Source organism: Rhizobium tibeticum (assembly GCF_900110205.1).
Lineage (GTDB): Bacteria > Pseudomonadota > Alphaproteobacteria > Rhizobiales > Rhizobiaceae > Rhizobium > Rhizobium tibeticum.
Window position 1 is genome coordinate 1 of the sequence record NZ_FOCV01000060.1, and the last position, 17,980, is coordinate 17,980.

Below are 17,980 nucleotides of genomic sequence, written 5' to 3' on the forward strand. Positions count from 1 at the left end.
CGTCGGGGACGCTGACTGAATTAGCCAAACAGCTCAATCCCCTCCTTCGCGGGTGGATAGCATACTACGGCCGGTTCAGTCGTTCGGCACTGTCCACGCTGGTTGACTACGTCAATCAGAAGCTCAGGGCTTGGATCATGCGAAAGTTCAAGCGCTTTCAGTCTCATAAGACCCGAGCCAACCTCTTTCTGAGAAAACTGGCGCGGGAAAATCCGAGGCTGTTCGTGCACTGGCAAGTATTTGGAACGAATACGTTTACCTGATGGGAGCGGTGTGAATCGAGAGGTTCACGCACCGTTCTGCGAGAGGCCGGCAGGTGAAATCCCTCCGGCCTACTCACCCAGGCCTGAGCACGAAGATGTCACGGCTTCGCGGACGAGCCCCTTGCGGAGATCGATGCCGTTCACCAATCCCCCACGGGCACTGGAAGACGACGACCTTTACCGGAGCGCTCAGGCTATCCGGCATGACCGCGCCCATGGTCTTGGATGGTGCGATGAACGGGGCAGCATTCCAGGCCTATGTGCAACAGGTTCTCATTCCAACCTTGGCACCGGGCGATATCGTCATCATGGACAATCTGCCCGCACACAAGGCGGAGGGCGTGCGTCACGCAATCGAAGGTGCGGGATGTCGTTTGCTCTATCTCCCACCCTACAGTCCAGACTTCAACCCCATCGAGAAGGCTTTTGCAAAGCTCAAGGCTGTTTTGCGCGCCAAAGCCGAGCGAACAGTTGAGGGCTTATGGAATACCGTCGGCCAGATCGTCACGCTATTCGAGCCGCAAGAATGCGCCAACTACTTCAAATCGTGCGGATATGACCCCGAGTAAAGTGGACGTGCTCTAGATGCTTTGGAAGTGGCAGTTGGACAAGGATGCCGTCGATTGAGGGGTCCCCGTTCAACTTTGCAACCAGTTCCAATAACTCCTGCTGGCCTGTCTCAGACGGGAGAGCGTGCTCGAACGAAACGAAGCCGCACTCGTTGGCCATTCGGCTTTTGGCAGCCACATATGTTTGGCTCGCTGGATCGTCCCCGACTATTACAACCGCGATACCCACGGTTTTGCTGGAATCGGCCCGAAACTGGGCTGCCGCTTGTTTCACGTTATCAATTACCGAGGCCGATATCATCTTGCCGTCGATGATCACTGTCATGACATTCCGTTCATACGTATTCGGCGCACATGCGGGCCAGATCATCCCACAGGCTCTCCGCAAAACCGCGTAGCACCATGATTTCAAAGGCATCGTTGCCGACGCGGGTGATATGAGCCGCAATGTGCCCGATCAGAGTGGTGGTAGACCGGCCGACAGGGAACTCGGCAAGTGCCAAGTCAACTGCTGTACCCTTGGAGAGGACCCGTTCAACCATCGGTCCTTTGGCGAGTATTCGCACTCTGCCCTGGCTTTGATCGACACCTATTGCGCGCGGTTGAAGGGTCGCGAATAACTCAGCCTGCTCCGCATGGGATTTTGCTTCATTGCCGACGATAAACCATTGCCCGGGGCTAATACTCCGCACCGCATGCGGCCCACCGTTTGAAAGCGATTGGAGCAGATCGGCAAGGTCATCGTCGCCCGGCAGACCCAGGACATGAATGACATGACCTTCGGGCAGGGCTTCAAGAGTAATCCGGTTGGACGTTACGGAGTGCTTGTAGGCAAGCGCCGGACGCAAGACGATACGGAAATCAGACATGGAGCTTCTCGTTTGCTGGATCGACGAAAACCGGATTGCAGAGGCGGCCAGGGGTAAATTCGTCCCTGAGGCCGTTCCAGATCTGCACTTCCTCGCCATGACGCTCCGCTCCGCGCTTGACGAGCGCAAGGCCGATAGTGGAGCCGACATGCGGTGAGAACACGGTCGAGGTGACATATCCCTGATCGTTTTCAAGCGTCGCGGCGGCATCCTTGGCGAGGATATGCGAGCCGCTGCTGAACGACGTTTTCGGGTCTAGCGGCATGACGCCGACCAACTGCGCGCGATCCGGATCGGAGAGCCCCTCGCGACCGACCATGGCCTTGCCGATGAAATCCGGCTTGGTTGCGGACACCATCTTGCTAAATCCAAGATCGCCGGGCACAACGGTGCCGTTGATCTCATTGTGGGTAACATGGCCTTTTTCGACGCGCAGCACACCGAGCGCCTCGACGCCGTAAGGCTGGATGCCGTGATCACGGCCCGCTTCCATCAGCGCATCGGCGACGCTCTCGCCATAGCCAGCCGGAACCGCAAGTTCAAACGCTAGCTCGCCGGAGAATGAAATTCGAAACAGCCGCCCGTACAGTCGTCCGTCGAACAAGGACACTTCCCTTGCGCCGAGGAAGGGGAATGCCTCGTTGGAAATGTCGTCATCGACGATTGCTTGGAGGATTGTCCTCGCTTTTGGGCCGACGATCGCCATTTGCGCCCATTGGTCTGTGGAGGACGCAAGTCGAACGTCGAGATCCGGCCATAGCGCTTGGGCGCAGAATTCCAGATGGTTCATTACCCCGGCGGCGTAGGCTGTGGTGGTGGTCATAAAGAATTGGTTTTCCGATAGGCGGCTAGTGGTGCCGTCGTCATAGATCATTCCGTCCTCTCGTAGCATGAGACCGTAACGGGCTTTTCCGACAGGGAGCTTCAGGAAAGCGTTGGAATAGACGCGGTTCAGAAATTCTGCTGCGTCCTTGCCACAAACTTCGATCTTGCCGAGCATCGAGACATCGCAGAGCCCGGCGTTGATGCGCACGTTTCGCGCCTCGCGGTCGACGCTTTCACGCCATGTCGTCTCACCGTCACGCGGGAACCAGGAAGAGCGATACCAGAGGCCAGTCTCGACAAATTTCGCACCGTTCTTGGCGGCCCAGTCGTGCAGGGGAGATTTGCGCACCGGTTGGAAATGGCTGCCGTGATAGGCACCAGTCAATGCGCCGAAGGAGACCGGGGTATATAAGGGCCGGAAGGTCGTAGTCCCGATTTCTGCTGGAGAGACGCCGCGAACTTCGGCCAGAATACCGATTGCATTGACGTTGGAGAGCTTGCCCTGATCAGTTGCCATGCCTGTGGTGGTATAGCGCTTGGCAAGTTCCACATGGCCATACCCTTCTTGCACAGCAAGGCCGAGATCTTTCCTATGGACATCATTCTGGTAGTCAACAAAGGCCTTGCCCTTGATACCGGGGATGTTCCAAACGGGATTGACCGGAGGTGACGCAACGTCACCGTCGACGATGCCGAATTCCACGGGCGTTGCGACAATCCCCAGATCCTTGGCGAGCTTTACCGCAGTTGCCGCTCCTTCGGCGAAACAGGCCGAAATGCCGTCTGTGCCGCATACGGTTCCAGCCAGTTCGAGCCCGATCAAATTGTCCGGCGCGAGGAATGCTGCCTGTTCTTCTGACCAAATCGGCTTACCGCCACGGTGGCAGGCGATGCTGATGATCGGACTGAACCCGCCTGCTACGCCGAGTGCGTCGACAGCGAGATTCTCCATGCCGCCGCCCTTCCAGATTTCGATAGAGGATAGAGCCTTTCCGCCCTTGGCATCGGAGACGAAGCCCCCCTTGATAACTCGAGTTTTGCCCGAGTAAGGAGGTGCCACATCAGGGCGGCTGTCGATTATGGCAACCAGATCAATCCCATTGGCTTCGAGATCTCGTGCCAGAGCATATCCACTGTCGTTGGTGGTGAAGATCGCCAGCCTTTTGCCCGGTGCGACGCCGTACCGGTTCAGATATGTGCGCATGGCGGACGCCAGCATCACTCCCGGTAAATCGTTGCCGCCGAAAACCAGGGGGCGCTCTTCCGCGCCACTCGCCAGGAGTGCTTTCTTGGCGATAATTCGCCAAAGCCGTTCGACCGGTAGAGCCGGATCGGGCAAGCTTACGTGTTTCTGCACCCGTTCCGAAGCGCCGAAGACATTGCCGTCGTACCAGCCGAATACCGTCGTGCGCGGCAAGACAGTGACGTTGGTAAGAGTTTCGAGTTCGGCCAGAGTCTGACCCACGAAGTCCGGTGCGGATGCGGCACCTATCGTTGCGGTCTCGGATAGAAGTGATCCACCCATAGCCGAGTGCTCGTCGGCTACGATGACGCGCAGGCCAGACCGCCCTGCTGTCAGAGCAGCAGCAAGACCAGTTGGGCCGCAACCGATCACCAGAAGATCGCAATGAGCCCAGCGCTTCTCGTAGCTGTCGGGATCGGCCTCGTAACTGGCTTTGCCGAGGCCTGCGGCCTTGCGGATGAATGGTTCATAGACCTTCTCCCAGAAGGCCGCTGGCCACATGAACGTCTTGTAGTAAAATCCAGCGCCGAGGAATGGCGAAAGCAGGCTATTGAGCGAGCCAATATCGAAATCCAGCGAAGGCCAGCGGTTCTGGCTCTTCGCTTCCAGTCCTTGATAAAGTTCCTGCATCGTCGCACGTGTATTTGACTCTGTGCGACCACCCTGGCCGATAGTCATGAGGGCGTTCGGCTCAGCGGACCCTGCAGTCAGTAGACCTCGTGGCCGGTGATATTTGAAACTGCGGCCGACGAGTAGCTGGCCGTTAGCGAGCAATGCGGAGGCAAGGCTATCACCCTTCGTCCCGATCATACGCTTGCCATCAAATGTGAAGGAGAGCGGCGATTCCCGATTGATCAGGCCACCGGTTGGCAGACGATATGAGGTCATGGATGAGCGTCCGTCTTTCCGGCAAGCGCGACGTCACGGCTTGCTTCGATCTCATGCGTGGCGGTATCGCGGGTCACCACAAGCCATCGGCGGCAGCCCGAGGTGTGATGCCAGTATTCCTCGTATCTCCCGCGCGGATTGTCACGCAGGTAGACGTAATCCATCCAAGCTTCCGTGCCAGCACCCGATGTCGGACGGGCGATTGCGGCCCCTTTGACGGTGAATTCTTCCTTGGGTCTTCTGCCGCAGTGCGGGCAGGGGACGAGACTTGCCATAGCCAGCTGTTCCTTTTGCAGAGTTCAATGAAGATTGGGTTGGCTACCCTGGCCCTTCTCGTCGATCAGGTAGCCGCGCTCAAAGCGGTCGAGCCGCATCTGGCGAGTCGTGTCGTGCGGGGCGTCCTTAGCGAGAAGATGCGCGAAGCATAGGCCGGAAGCGGGCGTGGCCTTGAAGCCGCCATAACACCAGCCTGCATTGAGGTAGAGATTTTCCACAGGCGTCCGGTCGATAATCGGTGAACCGTCCATGGACATGTCCATGATACCGCCCCACGAGCGTAGCAACCTGACGCGGGATAGCCCGGGTATCATCGCCTTCCCTGCCTCAACCACATGTTCAACGGTCGCGAGGTTGCCGCGCTGTGCGTAGGAATTGTAGCCGTCGAGATCTCCACCGAAAACAAGGCCGCCCTTGTCCGACTGTGAAACATAGAAATGCCCAGCACCGAAGGTGACGACGCCGTCAATGAAGGGCTTCAGTCCTTCCGAAACGAAGGCTTGGAGCACATGGCTTTCCATAGGGAGCTTGAGCCCGGCCATTTCCGCTACGCGTGATGAATTGCCCGCAGCGGCAAGCCCAAGCTTGGTGCATCCGATAAAACCTTTGGCGGTTTCAACGCCTGTCACTTTGCCGTTCTCGCGGCGAATGCCCGTGACTTCACAGTTTTGAATGATATCAACACCACGCATATCGGCACCGCGGGCGTAGCCCCAGGCGACAGCATCATGGCGAACCGTACCTCCACGTCGCTGCGCCAGTCCGCCTTGAATTGGGAAGCGGGCATTGTCGTAATCGAGGAACGGAAGCATCTTGCGGACGGCTTCACGATCCAGCAGGTCGGCATCGACGCCGTGGAGGCGCATGGCATTACCACGCCGCGTATAAGCATCGCGCTGCGCATCCGAGTGGAAGAGATTGAGGATGCCGCGCTGAGAGATCATGGCGTTAAAATTGAAATCCTGTTCCAGCCCTTCCCATAGTTTCAGGGCCAACTCGTAGAACGGATTGTTGCCTTCAAGCAGATAGTTGGAACGGATGATCGTGGTATTGCGGCCAACATTGCCGGAGCCGATATAGTTCTTCTCCAGAACCGCAACATTCTTGATGCCGAATTCCTTGGCGAGGTAATAAGCCGCCGCAAGGCCGTGGCCACCACCGCCCACGATGATGACGTCGTAGTGCGATTTGGGCTCCGGGTGCCGCCAGGCGGGTGCCCAATCCTTGTTGCCGCGGAAACCATTGAGGAGCAAGGAAAGAGCCGAATAGCGCATAGCGATCTCGTCCGTTGATTTACTGTAGCCACCATAGAGCCGATGGTAGAAATCGATTGCACAAACGAGACGGAATTAGATAAGTTCGAGCCATGGCCCACTCGGATCAAAAAATGACGCAGCGGATGGGCTTTGTGCTCACGCCGAACTTTGCGCTGATGTCGTACGCTTCGGCAATAGAACCATTGCGCGCCGCAAACTTGATATCTGGCCTGCAGCTCTACGACGTCGTGACGTTGTCCTCCGGGGGGCATCAGGTTCGCAGTTCATCAGGCTTGATGGTCGAATGCAGGAGCCTGGCAGAGGAAGGTCAGGACTTTCATACCGTTTTCGTTTGCGCCGGTGGCGTTGCGAGTGACTGGGTAGATAGTGACGGGCTCTATGGCGCTTTACGCAAGCTGTCACGGCAGGGTGTCCGTATTGGAGGCATCTCCAGCGGCGCATATGTGCTTGCGGCAGCTGGTCTGATCGAAAATCGCGATTTCACCATCCATTGGGAACATGCCACGTTGCTGAAGGAGGCGTTTCCCAACCTTTCTCCACGACATGCGCGCTACGTGATAGATGGAGATCGTATCACTTGTGGCGGCGGGGTCGCACCCCTCGACATGATGCATGCGACTATTTCGGAGCGAATGGGCTCACATTTCGCGCGACGAGTTAGTGACTGGTATCTTCATACGGTGGTCAGCGAGCCAACGGCGTCTCAGAGAGGATCAGCAGCAGAGCGATTCAGCACTCATCATCCGGCGCTTCTTACAGTTCTGGAAAAGATGGAGGATACGATAGAGCAGCCGCTATCAAGAACAGCGCTGGCGCAGCTTGTAGGTATCAGTACCCGCCATCTGGATCGGCTGTTCACCTCGGAAACCGGCATCAGTTTCCTCGAAACCTATCGCTCAATCCGCCTGCGGCACGCCCAAAGGCTCCTTGAACAAAGCCCGTTGTCGATTTCCGAAATCGCGTTCGCCACAGGTTTCTCCAGCGCCAGCCATTTTTCGCGGGCTCTCAAATCTCTAACTGGCAAATCGCCCGGCAATTTTCGTTTGAAGTTTCCTCACGATTAAAATATTATTCTTCATAGGATAATTTGAGTGAGACTAAACGTGGCAAAAGACAAAATAGAGAACGCGGCTCTTTCGCAGGACCCGCATGCTGTGCGAGAGCCGCACGTTAATAATCTCGAATTAGCGATCGGTCACGAGGTGCGCGCCTATCGCAAACAGTTGGGTCTGACTGTTTCGGATCTTTCGGTAGCCACGGGCATGTCGGTGGGCATGCTTTCGAAGATTGAGAACGGCAATATCTCGCCCTCATTGACTACTTTGCAGGCCCTGTCGAAAGCGCTTGGCGTCCCGTTGACCTCGTTTTTCCGCCGGTTTGAGGAGCCACGTAGCGCCACATTTGTAAAGGCTGGGCAGGGCGTAAACATGGAGCGGAGAGGCACGCGCGCCGGGCACCAGTATAGCCTGTTAGGACATGTTGAAAACAACACAAGCGGCGTCATGGTTGAACCCTATTTGATTACCCTAACGGCAGAGTCAGACGTTTTCCCCACGTTCCAGCACGAGGGCATGGAGTTCCTCTTCATGCTGGAGGGCGAGGTTGTCTATCGCCACTCCGAAAGCCTCTACCGGATGCAAGAGGGAGACAGCCTGTTCTTCGACGCAGATGCGCCGCATGGGCCGGAAGAACTTGTGAAGCTTCCCGCCAGATATCTGTCGATCATAAGCTATCCACAGCGACACAAGCCCAACGGATAAATGTTGCCTTAGGAGAAAAATATATTCCTAGGAGTTGATTGACGCGATTTCGTATGATAGCTCTCCATTCACCCCCAGAATGGAGATATGCGCGGATGTGCGGCATCGTTGGACTGTTCCTGAAAGACAAGAGCCTTGAACCCCAACTTGGGGAACTGCTCTCAGATATGCTGATCATCATGACCGATCGTGGCCCGGATTCTGCCGGTATCGCGATCTACGGATCGGCTTCCGTCGGCAAGGCGAAGGTGACTTTGCAGTCGGCTATTCCGCAGGTGGATTTCGCTGACCTCGACAAGGAACTGGCGTCGGCTGGCATTTTGGCGACCGTCGCGCTCAAGAGCACCCACGCGGTCGTTGAACTCGATGCGGCCAAGCGCTCCGAAGTCCGCGCAGTGCTTGCTAAGATCCGTCCGAACGTCCGCATTATGGGTTCTGGCGACAGCGTCGAAATTTACAAGGAAACCGGCCTGCCGAAGGAAGTAGTGGCCCGCTTTGGCGTGCGTTCAATGAGTGGATCCCACGGTATCGGTCATACCCGTATGGCAACCGAATCTGCTGTAACGACGCTCGGGGCACATCCGTTCTCGACGGGCTCCGATCAGTGCCTGGTCCATAATGGTTCCTTGTCGAACCACAACAACATTCGCCGCGAACTGGTGCGCGAAGGCATGACCTTCGAGACGCAGAATGACTCGGAAGTGGCTGCTGCTTATCTGACGTCTGAAATGGCGAAGGGCAAAGATCTCGGAGAAGCGCTGACAGGCGCGCTGGACGATCTTGACGGCTTCTTCACGTTCGTCGTCGGTACCAAGTTCGGCTTCGGAGTCGTGCGTGACCCCATCGCATGCAAGCCCGCCGTGATGGCCGAGACCGACCAATATGTGGCTTTCGGCTCGGAATACCGCGCGCTGGTCAATCTTCCTGGCATCGAGACCGCTCGCGTCTGGGAGCCGGAACCCGCAACCGTTTATTTCTGGGATCACGAGAAGGCTGCTTGAGACAATGCCCACCTTTGACCTTTCCAACACGCCGCTGCGTGAACTGAACAGCGCCCTGCATGCTCTCGCTAAGGGCGCCAACGACACGAAATTTGAAGTCATCAATCCGCGCGGCAGCCACTCGGTCGCCGTCGGTATTGATAGCCCGGTCACCGTCGAGGTGAAGGGCTCTGTTGGCTATTATTGCGCGGGTATGAATGACGGCGGTACCGTCACTGTACGTGGCTCGGCCGGTCCAGGCGTAGCCGAAAATATGATGTCAGGGACCGTCGTCATCGAGGGCGATGCCAGTCAGTACGCTGGTGCCACAGGTAACGGCGGTCTTCTCGTGATCAAGGGCAACGCGGCTTCGCGTTGCGGCATTTCGATGAAGGGGATCGATATCGTTGTTCACGGCAATATCGGCCACATGTCGGCCTTCATGGGCCAGTCCGGCCACCTCATCGTGGTCGGAGATGCCGGTGATGCGCTGGGCGACAGCCTCTACGAAGCCCAGCTCTTCGTGCGCGGTTCAGTGAAGAGCCTCGGCACGGATTGCATCGAAAAGGAACTGCGGCCGGAGCATATCGAAAAGCTGACCGAACTTCTGGCAAAAGCCGGTGTCTCGGATGTCAAGCCGGAAGAATTCAAACGCTACGGTTCGGCCCGTAAGCTCTATAATTTCAACATCGACAACGCCGACGCGTATTAAGGCGAGGGATATTTCCATGAGCTATCACAACCCCTATACCCCGCCGCGCAAATCCGCGACCTTCGACGATGCGACACTGGCCGAAATCCGCCGCGCCGCAGCAACCGGCATCTACGACATCAGAGGTGCTGGTACCAAACGCAAGGTCCCGCATTTCGATGACCTGTTGTTCCTTGGTGCGTCGATCTCACGCTATCCGCTCGAAGGTTATCGCGAGAAATGCGATACGACCGTGGTTCTCGGTACACGTTATGCCAAGAAGCCGATCACGCTAAAAACGCCGATTACTATCGCAGGCATGTCTTTCGGTGCACTTTCTGGCAATGCAAAGGAAGCGCTCGGTCGCGGTGCGACGATTGCAGGCACCTCGACGACCACTGGCGATGGTGGTATGACGGACGAGGAGCGCGGCCATAGTCAAACACTGGTCTACCAGTATCTGCCGTCGCGTTACGGCATGAACCCCAAGGACCTGCGTCGCGCTGACGCAATCGAAATCGTCGTGGGCCAAGGTGCCAAACCGGGCGGCGGCGGCATGCTGCTCGGCCAGAAGATTTCCGACCGCGTCGCCAACATGCGCAACCTGCCCAAGGGCATCGACCAGCGCTCCGCCTGCCGCCATCCGGACTGGACAGGCCCGGACGACCTAGAAATCAAGATCCTCGAAATGCGTGAAATCACCGATTGGGAAAAGCCGATCTACGTCAAGGTGGGCGGTGCGCGGCCCTATTATGACACCGCGCTTGCCGTGAAGGCCGGGGCTGATGTGGTCGTGCTCGACGGCATGCAGGGCGGCACTGCCGCAACGCAGGACGTGTTCATCGAAAATGTTGGCATGCCGACTCTTGCTTGCATTCGGCCAGCAGTTCAGGCCCTGCAGGATCTGGGAATGCATCGCAAGGTGCAATTGATCATCTCCGGTGGCATTCGGTCGGGTGCCGATGTGGCGAAGGCGCTTGCGCTGGGTGCGGATGCAGTAGCCATCGGCACCGCGGCACTGGTGGCCCTCGGCGACAACGATCCGAAATGGGAAGACGAATACCAGAAACTGGGCACAACGGCTGGCGCTTACGACGACTGGCACGAGGGAAAAGACCCAGCGGGCATTACAACGCAGGACCCTGAGCTGGCAGCGCGCCTCGATCCGGTTGCTGCTGGCCGTCGTCTCGCGAAATATCTCAAGGTGATGACGCTTGAGGCGCAGACGATTGCACGTGCTTGCGGCAAAAACCACCTGCACAATCTGGAGCCGGAAGACCTTTGTGCCCTGACCATGGAAGCTGCTGCCATGGCGCAGATTCCGCTGGCGGGAACCAGCTGGTATCCGGGCAAAGGCAGTTTCTAACCAACAAGACAAACGGGCGGCATTTGGGAGGATGCGGCCCGTTTTTTAGTTGAGTGTCAAATATTTAAAAGGGGAATACGGTGACACTGGATCTCTCAACATACGCTGCCGACAGAGGCATCAAATATTTCATGATCAGCTACACCGACCTGTTCGGCGGTCAGCGTGCCAAGCTGGTTCCGGCACAGGCGATTGCCGACATGCAGAAGGATGGCGCAGGCTTTGCCGGCTTCGCCACATGGCTCGATCTTACACCCGCGCATCCCGACCTATTCGCCATGCCGGACGCTTCGTCGGTCATCCAGCTTCCCTGGAAAAAGGATGTTGCCTGGGTTGCTGCCGATTGCGTCATGGAAGATAGGCCCGTCGAGCAAGCACCGCGCGTACTTCTGAAGAAGCTGGTGGCGGAAGCTGCTGAAAAAGGGCTGCGGGTGAAAACCGGCGTTGAACCGGAATTTTTCCTGATTTCGCCGGACGGTTCGCAGATCTTTGATGAATTCGATACGGCGGAGAAACCCTGCTACGATCAGCAGGCAGTTATGCGCCGGTACGACGTGATCGCCGAGATCTGCGATGCGATGCTCGAGCTGGGCTGGAAGCCTTACCAGAACGACCATGAGGACGCGAACGGCCAGTTCGAGATGAATTGGGAATATGACGACGCGCTGCAGACGGCCGACAAGCATTCCTTCTTCAAGTTCATGGTCAAGTCGATCGCTGAGAAGCACGGCCTTCGCGCCACCTTCATGCCAAAACCCTTCAAGGGCCTGACCGGCAATGGTTGCCACGCGCATATCTCGGTCTGGGACACCGATGGCATGGTCAACGCATTTGCCGATAAGGCAATGCCATTCGGTCTCTCGGCTCAGGGCAGGACCTTCCTGGGCGGCATTATGAGGCATGCGTCGGCGCTCGCGGCTGTGACCAATCCGACCGTCAACTCCTACAAGCGCATCAACGCCCCCCGCACGATATCAGGCGCGACCTGGGCACCAAACACCGTGACCTGGACCGGCAATAATCGCACCCACATGGTGCGCGTGCCTGGCCCGGGCCGTTTTGAACTGCGTCTCCCTGACGGAGCAGTTAATCCCTATCTACTGCAAGCAATCATCATCGCTGCCGGTCTTTCCGGTATCCGCACGTCCGCAGATCCAGGACAGCACCACGATATCGATATGTATCGCGACGGGCACAAGATCACCAACGCTCCAAAATTGCCGCTCAACCTGCTCGACGCGTTGCGCGAATACGAGAAGGATTCAGAACTGCAGCAGGCGCTTGGCCTGGAGTTCTCGTCCGCATACCTGAAACTAAAGCACGGCGAGTGGAATATTTACTGCTCGCAATTTACGGCTTGGGAACATGATACGACGCTCGACGTCTGACGCTTTCCCCCGCCACTTCGGTGGCCTTTTCCCTGCGCTCCGCCGCAGGGGTTTTTATTGTGCGCCAAGAGAGAACCTTCGATGACGAAATTCACCCTGACCGTAACCTGCAAATCAACGCGCGGCATCGTGGCCGCACTTTCAGGTTACCTGGCGGAAGCCGGTTGCAATATCGTCGACAGCTCGCAATTTGACGATCTGGATACGGGCCGGTTCTTTATGCGCGTCAGTTTCCTCTCTGAGAAAGGTAAGGGGTTGGCCGAGCTTGCTGAGGGGCTTAAGCCGGTTTCAGCATCGTTCGATATGGACGCCGAAATCCATGACGGCTCATCGCGGATGAAAGTGCTGCTGATGGTCTCTCGTTTCGGCCATTGCCTTAACGACCTGCTCTATCGCTGGAAGATCGGCGCGCTCCCGATCGACATCGTCGGCGTTGTTTCAAACCATTTCGAATACCAGAAGCTCGTCGTCAATCACGATATCCCATTCCACCATATTCCCGTGACCAAGGAGAACAAACCGGAGGCCGAAGCAAAAATCATGGATCTGGTCCAAGCGACCGGCACCGAGCTGATCGTTCTTGCACGCTACATGCAGATCTTATCGGACCGGATGTGCACAGAAATGTCCGGCAAGATCATCAATATCCACCACTCCTTTCTGCCCAGCTTCAAGGGCGCTAACCCTTACAAGCAGGCCTACACGCGCGGCGTCAAGCTGATCGGCGCAACGGCACATTACGTTACTGCCGATCTCGACGAAGGTCCGATCATCGAGCAGGACACAGTGCGCGTCACCCATGCGCAGTCGCCGGAGGACTACGTTTCGCTCGGCCGCGATGTCGAAGCGCAGGTACTTGCCCGTGCTATCCATGCCCATATCCATCGGCGCACCTTTATAAACGGTAATCGGACAATCGTATTTCCACCGAGCCCCGGTAGCTATGCCTCGGAACGCATGGGATAAGGTATTCGTTTTGCAAAAATTGGTGTTCTCGTGCCTTTAGCATGATTGGATACTGGCGAAGCTGGCGACGCTTCGCCGTTGCATTCCCCGCTTTATCGACCGCAAAACTTGACTCTGCGGGCGGACGCACATCCTTGCGTTGTGTCGCAGATCTCGCGTTTCCGAACGTGGGAAAGTCGTCAACGACGGCTGCCTTCGGCGCTGGCCGTTTCCAGGAAGATACCGCGCCACAAACTACCGGCGGCGCGACCGAAATGCGGCATTTTTCCCTAACCAGCCTAAGCCTTGGCGGCAATATTGCGGTCAGGCAGCGCCTTTTCATCCAACGGTATTGCCGCGGCCATGATGTCTACCGCCTTGGCAATTTCAAGCTCACTTAGAGCGGCGTAGCCAGGAAGAATTACACGTTCATTGTACGGACTGTTCTGCGCGTAGGCACCCCCCGACGCCAGTGTATGGACGTGTACGCCATGCTCTTCTAACCTGAGCCACATGACATGCATGCCATTGTGAGCGCCCCAGATCTCCAGCTGGCCGAACTTCGCCTGGAGGTTTGAGATCAGACACCGCAGCGTTTCGGAATAAGCCTTGCGGATAGTTCGCAGATGGCGAAGGTATGCACCGCTTCTCAGGAAAGCGTTGGCGATGCCAAGGCCGTAGTTGTCGGAGAAGGCCAGGGCTCGTTCGATGGAGTGCCCGACCGCGAGCGGAGAGCGGGTGACCGCCGAGAAACGGACGTCTGCCCCAGCTTTCTCGAGATGTTCTGCAAGCTGGAACGGCTCCCAAACATGTTCACTGGTACCAAGAACCAGAATACGTTCACCGGTCCGGCAGCGGGCATTGGAGGCGAGTCGCACGCACCGGGCGCCTGCCCTGCGGCGCGATGCGGCCGTAGGTGGCATCAGCCAAGCGGCGCACGTCATCCTTGTTCACGTCGCCTGCAACGATCAGAATGCCGTTCTCGGGCGTGTAAAAGCGACGATAGTAGTCGAACGCGTTATCGCGATTGAGCGTCTCGATCTCGTGCTCCCCAACCGATGGTCGGAATGCCGTAAGGATGATGCACGAAGAGCGACGCTTCCATCGCTTCCAAGAGCTGAACCGACGGATTGGTCTCAACGTGCATGCGGCGCTCTTCCAGCACTACATCGCGCTCTGGCGCAATATCGGATTCCTCCAGAAGGAGATTCGTCATGCGATCGGCCTCGAACTCCATCATGATGTTGAGGTTCTCGCGGGCAACACGCTGAAAATCCAAGATGCATATCAAGATCGGCCATAGTTGTCTTGGAAGCACCACGTCATTTCGAGCTTCAGTCATGACTGATGTTCCTTTGAAAGTGGAGTTGAGTGAAAGGGCACATCATGTTTCTGTCCACCCGACTACACGCCCCTGATGCCTCTGCAGCCGTTCTTAAGCACGTCCTCGAGTTCAGGTTTTCCACGAGCCTTTGGTTGCAAGGCGCAGTACCGTGTCCTGCGCCTTGCGCGTTTAGGATGAGCCGAGTGGAGTCAGGGATCGCAGCCGAGGATGAGGATCTTGTGCCCGAGGGCAACAAGGCGGCGATCGTATTTTGTGAGGTGGTGAACTTGCCGATACTCCCTTCCTACAGAATGCGATCTGACGCAGACTTGCCATTATGCGTTCCTTCGCGTGTCTGAACCATCGCGGTTGTTCGCAACATGAGTGCCGCAGGCAGCTATCGCGCTTCACAAGTATGATTGCAAGACTCGTGCCAAGTCGCTGCGTGAGTGAAACAAGAACTAATTTTCTTGTTGATCCAGCTATTTAGACCGACGAATGAAAGCACGGTCGAAACAAGCCTTTGTCGCGGAGCCGAAAGGTGACGGATAAATGTCGTAAGCGTGGTTGTCACGCGATAGGTCGACAAGATATTCCTACCATCGCCGATCCGACCGAGGCCGCCCATGTCGGAGTGTCAACGGTCGATCGTGTCCTGACCGACTGCCATCTCGTGCGGGAATCAACTTCCCAAGAGTGTTACGTCTTTGGGTGGTCCGAGCAGCTCGGCAGCCTGGACGACGCTCAGGCGTTCGTCACGAATCTTCTGGATGACTTCGAGGCGATGCAATTCTTTCTGCGACATGGTGATCAAACAGGACATGACGACTCCGACCGCACATGGTCTCGACCAGCCAGGTCGTCATCCTTGTTCCCAACGTTGGCTTTGACCAGTGCGTCGAGAGGCGTGACCGTCGCATCTCTAACTGGCCTATATGTCGCATTTGTAAACTGCCGTGCATCCATCCATTGTGTCGGGGAAGTTGGAATGTCCGATCCGGGGCAAAGTTAAAATGTCACTTTGTGCTTCGACACGGCACGACGACCAGCCCCGATCTGACCGGCTGATACCGGTTGCAAGATCAGATCGGGGCGGGTGATACACACCCCTTCGGCTTTAGCTTTGAGACGATCCGATCGACATGTCACTCGGCAGCTTGCTGCCTCGACAGTGCCTTTTCGCGCCGCGCAATCACCACAGGATCGCTCATGAAATCCTTTCGTCGACCCGGCCCACGAGCGCGTTTGACATAGCCATTCTTGTCGCTGTTACTCTTCACGACCGGCTTTGCCTGCTGGTCCTGGCGCTCCTTGATATAGGCCAAAACATCACCCAACCGCTTGTTCTCGGTGATCGCTGCATGTGTCACCCGCTGGTCCTCGTCGAACACCTGATAGGGCAGGGAAAAGCCCTTCCAACGCACGTCCAGCCGACCATCCGCATAGGCATAGGTCTCGACATAGCGTCCGACCAGACCACGCGTCACCTCGGTCTCCGCCAGCATGATCCGCTTGCGCTCGAACGAGAACGTCAGCTGCGATCCAACATAGCGCTGCTCACGCTTACAGAGGATCTCCGTCAACCGATCCGGCGCCAGATTCAGCGGCCGATGCAGGTCTTCCGAACGGGCAGGGACGATTGCAAATCGCGCATTGTAGTCCTCCACGAAGTCCGGCAAGAACGCATTGCCAGCCTCCATGGTATCAATGCCAGAAAGCCGCAGTTCCTTGACCAAGCGGTCCTGCAGCGTCCGGTTCATCCGCTCGACCCGGCCCTTGGCCTGGCTCGAATTTGCACAGAGAATCTCAATGTTTAGCTCGCAAAGCGCACGCCCGAACTGGGTCATGCCCTGACCGCCCTTGGCATCCTTCTTCGCTACCCGGAACACCGAATGCTTGTCCGAATAAAAGGCAATCGGTGCGCCGTGACGCTTGAGATAGAGCTCCAGCGCCTCGAAGTAGGTGAAGGCACTTTCGGAACGCACGAAGCGTAATTGCATCAACCTCCCGGTCGCATCGTCGACGAACACCAGCAGCGAGCAAGGCGGTCCGCGATCCTCGAACATGGAGTAATCGCGGCGCGATCGTCTGTGGCTTTTGGGCTGGCGAGGGTGGTTGCCCCCGATATGATGGAAAACGGGCTCTCGATTGGAACCGGGCCCAAACATCGGATGGAGGCAACCATGAACCAGTATATTGGGCTTGATGTTTCATTGAAAGATACCGCAATTTCGATCCGCGAAGACGGGAAGCGGATCTGGCGGGGGAAATGTCCTTCGGATCCCAAGCTTTTGGCGCAGATGATCCGCAAGCATGCCCCGTACGCCAGGCGCGTTGTATTCGAGACGGGGCCGTTGTCGACGTGGTTCTATCACGCGCTGACGAGCGAGGGGTTGCCGGCGATCTGCATTGAAGCGCGACACGCGCAAAAGGTGTGAGTTCATGGCGAACCGCGACTTGCGGGCTATGAGAAGCTATCCGGTGCGCCTGATTTGGGCGAGGAGTTTTTGGCGGAAGACTTCTGCGGGCGTTCGATAGCCCAGGCATTTTCGTGGCGTAGCGTTCAAGCGATTGCAGACATCGATAAGATCGCGGTCGTTGATAGACAATGGATCGACCTCTCTCGAAAGCCATTTCCGAGCCCGGCCATTGGTGTTTTCGACGGTGCCTTTCTGCCAGGGAGATTGCGGATCGCAGAACCATGTCTGGGTTCCAAGGCTAGCCTGCAGGTAGGGCCAGTCGGTAAATTCCGTGCCGCGGTCGAAGGTGATCGAGCGACGGGCGAGGTGGGGTAGCGACTGCAGCACCTGGATCAGCCCGTCCATCACCGGCCTTGACTGCCGGTCGTTGTTGCGCAGGAAGACAGCAAAGCGGCCGACCCGTTCGACCAGCGACGTCACATTGGCCTTACCGAACTTCTTGCGGAACTGGATGAGGTCACATTCCCAGTGCCCGAACTGTTTGCGCTCGGCGACGATGTCGGGCCGGTAGAGAATGTTGACATCCGGGGTGAAGCGCCGGCCATGACGACGTCTGGCGTGCCTTGGCCGGCGTCTGGCGCGGCGTTCCGGCAGATGTCGCCACAGCTTGATGGCATGACCATCCGACGAATAGGCAAACTTATAGATTGTCTCATGGCTGACCGAGATCGGATGACGCTCGAGCCGCAGCCGGCCGGCGATCTGTTGTGGCGACCAGCCGTGTATGATGCGATCGATGACCGACTGACGCAGATGCGAGAACCGGGCGAGTTTGCGCAGCTTGGCGCGACGCTCGCACGCAATCTCGTGAGCCGTCACGCAGAAGTAGCCGCTCA

The 17,980-nt window shown here is 57.2% G+C and carries 15 protein-coding genes and 5 pseudogenes; 10 read left to right on the forward strand and 10 right to left on the reverse strand.

Features of this window, described 5'->3' with window-relative positions:
• Both BSG20_RS31985 and BSG20_RS31990 read left to right on the forward strand, forming a co-directional pair.
• Nucleotides 1-263, forward strand: a 263-nt coding sequence (locus BSG20_RS31985) for a group II intron maturase-specific domain-containing protein (protein WP_280142230.1), incomplete at its 5' end; no start/stop codon positions are given.
• A gap of 80 nt (nucleotides 264-343) precedes the next feature.
• Nucleotides 344-832: pseudogene (locus tag BSG20_RS31990) on the forward strand (IS630 family transposase); the annotation flags it as partial.
• A 10-nt stretch (nucleotides 833-842) separates the two neighbouring features.
• Here BSG20_RS31990 and BSG20_RS31995 read toward each other — a convergent pair.
• The 5 genes and pseudogenes from BSG20_RS31995 to BSG20_RS32015 all read right to left on the reverse strand — a co-directional run.
• Nucleotides 843-1,157: pseudogene (locus BSG20_RS31995) on the reverse strand (tetrahydrofolate dehydrogenase/cyclohydrolase catalytic domain-containing protein); the annotation flags it as partial.
• 10 nt (nucleotides 1,158-1,167) lie between these two features.
• On the reverse strand, nucleotides 1,168-1,701 hold the full coding sequence (locus tag BSG20_RS32000; RefSeq protein WP_072381907.1) for a sarcosine oxidase subunit gamma family protein: 534 nt from the start codon (nucleotides 1,699-1,701) through the stop codon (nucleotides 1,168-1,170).
• The gene (locus BSG20_RS32005) at nucleotides 1,694-4,657 is read right to left on the reverse strand and encodes a sarcosine oxidase subunit alpha (protein WP_072381909.1); all 2,964 of its coding nucleotides are present in this window, start codon (nucleotides 4,655-4,657) and stop codon (nucleotides 1,694-1,696) included. The genes BSG20_RS32000 and BSG20_RS32005 overlap by 8 nt, the downstream gene beginning before the upstream one ends.
• Entirely contained in the window at nucleotides 4,654-4,932 is a 279-nt protein-coding gene (locus BSG20_RS32010) for a sarcosine oxidase subunit delta (protein ID WP_072381911.1), read from the reverse strand. The genes BSG20_RS32005 and BSG20_RS32010 overlap by 4 nt, the downstream gene beginning before the upstream one ends.
• Nucleotides 4,933-4,956: 24 nt before the next feature.
• Nucleotides 4,957-6,207: a sarcosine oxidase subunit beta family protein gene (locus BSG20_RS32015; RefSeq protein WP_072381913.1), complete on the reverse strand. Its 1,251-nt coding sequence runs from the start codon at nucleotides 6,205-6,207 to the stop codon at nucleotides 4,957-4,959.
• A gap of 92 nt (nucleotides 6,208-6,299) precedes the next feature.
• Between BSG20_RS32015 and BSG20_RS32020 the strand changes: the two genes are divergently transcribed.
• The 7 genes from BSG20_RS32020 (at nucleotide 6,300) to purU (ending at nucleotide 13,361) form a co-directional block, all read left to right on the forward strand.
• Nucleotides 6,300-7,274 (forward strand): GlxA family transcriptional regulator, encoded by a 975-nt coding sequence (locus tag BSG20_RS32020; RefSeq protein WP_072381915.1) that lies wholly within the window; start codon nucleotides 6,300-6,302, stop codon nucleotides 7,272-7,274.
• A 39-nt stretch (nucleotides 7,275-7,313) separates the two neighbouring features.
• Entirely contained in the window at nucleotides 7,314-7,970 is a 657-nt protein-coding gene (locus tag BSG20_RS32025) for a helix-turn-helix domain-containing protein (RefSeq protein WP_244541512.1), read from the forward strand.
• A gap of 95 nt (nucleotides 7,971-8,065) precedes the next feature.
• Complete coding sequence (locus BSG20_RS32030) at nucleotides 8,066-8,971, forward strand: class II glutamine amidotransferase (protein WP_072381919.1); 906 nt, start codon at nucleotides 8,066-8,068, stop codon at nucleotides 8,969-8,971.
• A gap of 4 nt (nucleotides 8,972-8,975) precedes the next feature.
• Nucleotides 8,976-9,662, forward strand: coding sequence for a GltB/FmdC/FwdC-like GXGXG domain-containing protein (locus BSG20_RS32035; protein ID WP_072381921.1), 687 nt, complete (start codon nucleotides 8,976-8,978; stop codon nucleotides 9,660-9,662).
• 16 nt (nucleotides 9,663-9,678) lie between these two features.
• Complete coding sequence (locus tag BSG20_RS32040) at nucleotides 9,679-11,007, forward strand: FMN-binding glutamate synthase family protein (RefSeq protein ID WP_072381923.1); 1,329 nt, start codon at nucleotides 9,679-9,681, stop codon at nucleotides 11,005-11,007.
• Between the two features lie 80 nt (nucleotides 11,008-11,087).
• The gene (glnT, locus tag BSG20_RS32045; RefSeq protein ID WP_072381925.1) at nucleotides 11,088-12,395 is read left to right on the forward strand and encodes a type III glutamate--ammonia ligase; all 1,308 of its coding nucleotides are present in this window, start codon (nucleotides 11,088-11,090) and stop codon (nucleotides 12,393-12,395) included.
• An 81-nt stretch (nucleotides 12,396-12,476) separates the two neighbouring features.
• Nucleotides 12,477-13,361, forward strand: coding sequence for a formyltetrahydrofolate deformylase (gene purU, locus BSG20_RS32050; RefSeq protein WP_072381927.1), 885 nt, complete (start codon nucleotides 12,477-12,479; stop codon nucleotides 13,359-13,361).
• Nucleotides 13,362-13,639: 278 nt separating this feature from the next.
• On the opposite strand, the gene BSG20_RS32055 is transcribed toward purU, so the two are convergent.
• From BSG20_RS32055 to BSG20_RS32065, 4 genes and pseudogenes are all read right to left on the reverse strand, one after another.
• Nucleotides 13,640-14,284, reverse strand: coding sequence for a TRSP domain-containing protein (locus BSG20_RS32055; protein ID WP_083540052.1), 645 nt, complete (start codon nucleotides 14,282-14,284; stop codon nucleotides 13,640-13,642).
• Nucleotides 14,217-14,613, reverse strand: a pseudogene (locus BSG20_RS32060) (M16 family metallopeptidase); the annotation flags it as partial. The gene BSG20_RS32055 and the pseudogene BSG20_RS32060, both read right to left, overlap by 68 nt.
• A gap of 733 nt (nucleotides 14,614-15,346) precedes the next feature.
• Nucleotides 15,347-15,487, reverse strand: a complete 141-nt coding sequence (locus BSG20_RS36015; protein ID WP_420884143.1) for a hypothetical protein — start codon at nucleotides 15,485-15,487, stop codon at nucleotides 15,347-15,349.
• Between the two features lie 322 nt (nucleotides 15,488-15,809).
• A pseudogene (locus BSG20_RS32065) lies at nucleotides 15,810-16,739 on the reverse strand (ISNCY family transposase); the annotation flags it as partial.
• A 108-nt stretch (nucleotides 16,740-16,847) separates the two neighbouring features.
• Between BSG20_RS32065 and BSG20_RS32070 the strand changes: the two are divergent.
• Nucleotides 16,848-17,093: pseudogene (locus BSG20_RS32070) on the forward strand (IS110 family transposase); the annotation flags it as partial.
• Between the two features lie 45 nt (nucleotides 17,094-17,138).
• Here BSG20_RS32070 and BSG20_RS32075 read toward each other — a convergent pair.
• A partial coding sequence (locus tag BSG20_RS32075) for an IS30 family transposase (RefSeq protein WP_093041704.1) occupies nucleotides 17,139-17,980 on the reverse strand: 842 nt, incomplete at its 5' end.